At 68.5% G+C, this 5,191-nt stretch carries 4 protein-coding genes; all 4 read right to left on the bottom strand.

Annotation, left to right across the window (positions count from 1 at the left end; translation table 11 throughout):
- Positions 1–922: 922 nt before the first annotated feature.
- Positions 923–1,786 (bottom strand): formyltetrahydrofolate deformylase, encoded by an 864-nt coding sequence (purU, locus tag EEJ42_RS34310; protein WP_123106027.1) that lies wholly within the window; start codon positions 1,784–1,786, stop codon positions 923–925.
- 1,010 nt (positions 1,787–2,796) lie between these two features.
- On the bottom strand, positions 2,797–3,420 hold the full coding sequence (locus EEJ42_RS34305) for a hypothetical protein (RefSeq protein WP_123106025.1): 624 nt from the start codon (positions 3,418–3,420) through the stop codon (positions 2,797–2,799).
- A 320-nt stretch (positions 3,421–3,740) separates the two neighbouring features.
- Positions 3,741–4,550 carry a hypothetical protein gene (locus tag EEJ42_RS34300; RefSeq protein ID WP_123106023.1) on the bottom strand — a complete coding sequence of 270 codons (810 nt, stop codon included), beginning with the start codon at positions 4,548–4,550 and terminating at the stop codon, positions 3,741–3,743.
- Positions 4,551–4,761: 211 nt separating this feature from the next.
- Positions 4,762–5,191 (bottom strand): hypothetical protein (locus EEJ42_RS34295; RefSeq protein WP_221179460.1); only part of this gene is annotated, 430 nt, incomplete at its 5' end.

Here is a 5,191-nt window from a genome sequence, read left to right as displayed (position 1 = left end):
GGCGCTCGCTGGTGTCGCTGCCGGTTTCCTCACCGTCAAGAACGGGCCCGGGCCCGCCCCATCAGCAGTCACCCACCTGGGGCCCGTGACAGGGCGAGCAGCGCAAGCCCTCCAGACAGTGCGAGGCCAGTCGAGCGCAGCGTGGCCGGGAACGGATGAGCGGCGCAACAACGGCGCCAGGCATGGGGGTCAGAGGTGGCCCAAGCCCAGCTGGGTGTTGATGCGGGCCAGCTTGTTGTAGCGGTGGCAATCCCGATCGGTGGGTCTTGTGCGTTGTAGTCCTGCTGTTCGTCGTCCCATCTGTATGCGACCGCCGCGGCGATGTGCTGGCCCGTAGGTCGGCGGGAAAGAATCAACTCGGCGGGTCCGGGCTGGGCCGTGGCAGCATCGGGGTTGCGCGGGCGGGCTGGTGTGCACAGGGTCTCCGCGCCGCGAACGTCGAGTCGCCAACCGGGGCCCGCGAGGGTGGTGCGATGGCGCGGGCCGCCTCCTCGCGCGCATCGCGGGCGATGGGCTGCGGGCTGGCGTCGACCGCGTCCGGGCTGTCAGGGGCGTCGGTGGGCGCGCAGGTCCCAGAAGGTGATCGACAGCGCCAGGATGGTGGCCTCGTCGGGCGGCGCCGAACAAGTCGGGATTGCTGTAGCCCTTGAGGACGTCGCCGTGTAGGCAGCGGGCCCGAGTCCGCGGTATACGAGGTGCAGTCTGGATGAGGTCGAGTGGGCTGTCTGTTAACAGTCCAGGCGCGAGCGGTTCCCGTCGACCGGCCTTGGGAACTTCACGGCCTCTGGGCGGGCGGGGGTGCGCGAGGAGTTGGCGGAAACGGGGTCCCCCTCTTGCGTGGTCGCTGACACTGTCTCGTGCCGCCTGAGCCAACGTGAGTCGAGGCTTGGGCGGCTTTGCGATCCTCGGCGAGGTCAGGAGGTCAAGCGAACACCACCGTGCGGCGGCCATTGAGCAGCACTCGATGCTCGCTGTGCCATTTCAGGGCGCGGCCAAGGACGCGGCTTTCGACCTCGCGGCCGACCGTGACGAGCTGCTCAGGGGTGTGCCAGTGGCCCGCCCGTATGATGTCCTGCTCGATGATCGGCCCTTCGTCAAGGTCTGCGGTGACGTAGTGGGCTGTGGCACCGATGAGCTTCACGCCTCGGGCGTGCGCCTGGTGGTACGGCCTCGCGCCTTTGAAGCTGGGGAGGAGCGAGTGATGGATGTTGATGATACGGCCGGGCAGACGTTTACTGAGGTCGTCCGAGAGGATTTGCATGTAGCGGGCGAGGACCATCAGTTGGATGTCCTCGGATTCGATCAGTGCCAGCAGCCGTGCTTCCGCTTCCGGCTTGGTGTCCTTGGTCACCGGGATGTGGTGAAACGGGATCTTGTACGAGCCGACAAGCTCCTCGAGATCGCGATGGTTTGACACGACTGCGGCGATCTCGATGGGCAGTTCGTTGATGCTGGCACGGAAAAGCAGATCGTTCAGGCAGTGCCCGAACTTGCTGACCATGATGAGCACGCGCAACTTCTGGTCCACTGGATGGATCTGCCACTCCGTCGGGAAGGAAAAGCCGTCAACGACGTTGGCGAGACCCTCCGACAGGCGCTCCAAAGTCTGCTCTGCGCAGACGCGCATACGTATGAAGACGAACCCGGTATCGATGTCCTTGTATTGCTGGCTTTCCTCGATGCTGCAGCCGACCGAATAGAGGTAGCGAGGCACCGCACGCAAAAGGCCCCCTTTATCGGGGCAGGACAGAGTAATCACGTATTGTATCTGTTGTGGCACCTGCATATCAAAACCTCCGCTTTCTTCAGGCGCGCAACCACACCTGTTGTCCGAACACCGGAGCTGCCTTCGGCCGAATCAGCTGAAGCCCTCGCGCCCCATGCTCCGGGGCAGTAAGAACGCTTATTCACGGCTCTTCTGCGCTGAGCGCCGAGGGCACCGCCAGAACTCCCGATGCGTGCTGACGACCGCTATGTAGAGCACCACCAGCAAGACGGTGCTCAGTGCGTCACCGACGGCACGAAATGCCGCGCCGATCCGTCGGATGGTTCGCGTGCTCATTGGTGCACCAGAACGGTCGGTTTCATGGGCGCCTCCATAACGTTCGGGGTGCGATGGCGGATTCGTCCAGCCCGCGCCTGGCGAGGCCTCCCGCCAGCTCTACGAGGGTGCTGCGCGCTGGTCTCCACACAAACCTCCTCAGCAGAGCACTGAGTGATCTTCTGACCCAGGCAATCTACGGCCGCGGCCCACCGCAGACCGGGCGCTCGCGGGTGATGTCCCCTCCTGCGGGTCTGCAGCTTGTCGGTGCCTCCCGCAGTGGGGGAGCACGCGGGTGGATCCAGGATCTTGGTGGGGTTGCGCGGGTCGTCGGTGACCGGCTCCGGTTCGTGACCGGCGGTGGCGGACTCGGAGGTGAGGTGCACCGGCTGGGTGGTGAACTCGCCGACGGGGGGCAGCATGTACTCGAACATGAACGGGCGGATCCTTCAGGGGCTTGGGTGGAAGAGCGTCAGACGTTGCCGCGGCCGGGAACTGTGACGTCGGGGCGGTTTAGCCGGGCAACGCGCCTCCCGGCAGCCACCCGCCACAAACCCGCTCGACGCCAACGGGCGGCGGCCCCGGGCGCGGCAGTCGGCCGACGACACCCGGCACGGACGGCACGGGGCGGCGGGACCCGGTGCGACGTGCGACGGCGGAAGCGGGGCCAGCAGGAGCACCATCGTCGGGCCGGGACGCAGCGGGCCTCGGCACCACACGGGTACCAGGGCCCGTGCCAGGGGGCGGTCGAGGGATCAGACGGGGTCGGCGATCGGGTCGGGGTAGGGCCAGACCGGCATGTCGCGGGCGCCCTCGCAGGTGAGGACATCGATGCGGTCACCGTCCTGAAGGCGGCCGCCGGTCCACCCGTCCGGGCAACGGGTACCCTGCCACCAGGCGCGCGCCACGTCGCATGCCTTCGCTTGGGAAGGAGCACGGACGAGGAACCGGTAGGTGCGGCCCTCGGTGGTCTCCATCCAGAGCCGGTACACGCGGCGGGAGCCGGGAACGCCCCGGTCTCCCCCGGCGGTGAACGCCATCTTGATGGCGTGGCGGCAGTGGTCGGTGTGCAGGGCGGTGGTGTCGTCGCGTGTCCGGCGGTGGATTAGACGCAGCTCGTCGACGTCGTCCAGGGCGATTGTGCGGGGCCGGTCGCGGTCGGGCGCGGGGCGCACCACGCCGGCGCGGTTCTCCTTCACGTCGGCCAGGACCGTGACGGTACGGGCGTGCGGGTCGTAGGCGGTGACCTTGTAGCGAGTTGTCAGCCCGGTACGCGGCTCCACGGTCGCGGCCGTACCAATGCCGAAGGGGGTCGTGGCGGTGACGGGCTGGTCGGCCCAGGTACAGCCGGGGTACATGTCCGGTGGCGGGATCAGCATGAGAACAGGGGATTCCTTCCATACGGGCGAGGCGTGGCTGGGATGCCAGGCGCTCGGGATCACGGTCGGGGTGCGGCGAGCAAGCCGCGCAAACACCCGGCTGGTGGCCCGGGCCCGGATGTGATGTGGGCACGGGACGGCCGCCCGCGGAGCGATACGGCACGCTCAGCACGGACACACGGATCGGGGCGGGACGGTGCTCCCGGGCGCGAGGCGTGTGGCACGTTGGAGCGGATGCCGGGCACGGCGCGGGCACCGCCGTCCTGCTGCTCTGACGGCGGAAGATGGACAGGGGCAGCGTGCTGCCCCAACTGCCCGGCTCACCCTGGTAGCCGGAGCCCGGGGTGCTTTCCTCCGTCGAGCCGGTCGGCGTATGCGACAAGCTGTTCGGCTGCGGCGTGCATGCCAGGCCCGGTCTCGTAGTCGTAGGTGGGCGCACCGTGGCGGGCCGCTTTCGCGTGCAGCGCCTCGGCAAGCTCGCGGGCATGGTGGGCGAGCAGGTACCGGGCCGCTGCCGTGGCCTGCCGCTGGTCGGTGGGTCGGTCCTCATCGAGCAGGGTCTCGGCGAGGACGTGGACCGCGATCGAGTCGACGTCTGCGGTGGGGAGCTGGGCAGCAACGTGTGCGAGGAGGGCGGAAAGATCCGTCGGGCGCGCCGCCTGCTCGGCGGGGCTGTGGTTGCATACGCCGGTCTCGTCGTGGTCGATCGCGGCGCCGGCGCAGTACTGTGCCCGGTCCTCGGCAGCCTGCTGATTGCGCTCGGCGCGCTCGGCCTGGGCCCTCAGCGCGCGGGCCACTTCCGGCAGACGGCCTGTGAGTACAACGACCGGCACGGTGCCGGACGGTCCGTCGTCCTGGCGCGTGTCGCCGAAGAACGTGAAACGGGTCCAGTCGTGCGCAGGCTCGACCCTGAGCATGTTGCCGGACACGTCGACGAACTGGTAAAAGGCCAGCCTGTCGAGGTGGTCGGCCAGGGCGCGCGCCTTGACCGCGGGCAGGCTCACGGTCACCGTGTCGCCGCCCAGAGCCAGGTTCTCGGCCTCGCAGGACACGTAAGGCCCGCGAGGGCGGGTGGTGGCGAAAAGCTGCACGCGGTGGCTTTGCGGGTCGGTGTAGTTGTACCGGTTCATCAGAGGTGCTCCTGTCTCAGGGCAGGGGTGGTCAGGACATACGCCCGGGCCCGGGGGCCGGACGGGCTGTGACGGCACGGTCGTCTCCGGAGCGGTTAGTCCCACAAGCCCACTGCGGAAGGGTCAAGGGGCTGTGGGCGCGGCGGGCCGGGCGCTTGGCACGGCGCGGGCCCGACACCGCGATCAGGGACGGGACGGCAGGGATTTGTGCTCAGATGCCCTCAGGGCTGTCGGGAGGCTCCGGCCACGATGAGAATCCCAACCGGTCCTGCAACCGCTCGTACTCAACTGCTGCAGCGGCCCGGTGTTCCGGCGTGTGCTCAGTTGCGGGGACTTTCCAGTCGCAGGCGGCCACCAGCCGGTCCGCCGCCTCATGGGCCATATTCGGCTCGGGGTACTCCAGCTCGTTCAGGGTCTGTCCGCTCTGGCGCAGTGTGATCGCGTACGTCCATGGCGAACGGGCCCGGTTCGGCACCACGCGCAGTCCCGGGTGCCGCGGCAGACTACGCAGCTGGTATTCAGCGCTGAGTTCGGCCGCGCGTGTGGTGAGCCGTTGCAACCAGTACGCCACGGGCTCTTGGTGGGCGTAGGCTTCCCGGCGGCCGATTTCGGCGCGCACCTGCCGCAGGGTCCAGCCGGAC

The organism is Streptomyces botrytidirepellens, from assembly GCF_003721215.1.
GTDB classification, from domain to species: domain Bacteria; phylum Actinomycetota; class Actinomycetes; order Streptomycetales; family Streptomycetaceae; genus Streptomyces; species Streptomyces himastatinicus.
The sequence above is the reverse complement of the archived record's forward strand: the minus strand, read 5'-3'. Positions and strand labels throughout refer to the sequence as shown.

Bases quoted from the DNA above. Each gene is read 5' to 3' on its own strand.
- EEJ42_RS34305 (WP_123106025.1), bottom strand. From the start codon at position 3,420: ATGCTGATCCCGCCACCGGACATGTACCCCGGCTGTACCTGGGCCGAC.
- purU (WP_123106027.1), bottom strand. From the start codon at position 1,786: ATGCAGGTGCCACAACAGATACAATACGTGATTACTCTGTCCTGCCCC.
- EEJ42_RS34300 (WP_123106023.1), bottom strand. From the start codon at position 4,550: ATGAACCGGTACAACTACACCGACCCGCAAAGCCACCGCGTGCAGCTT.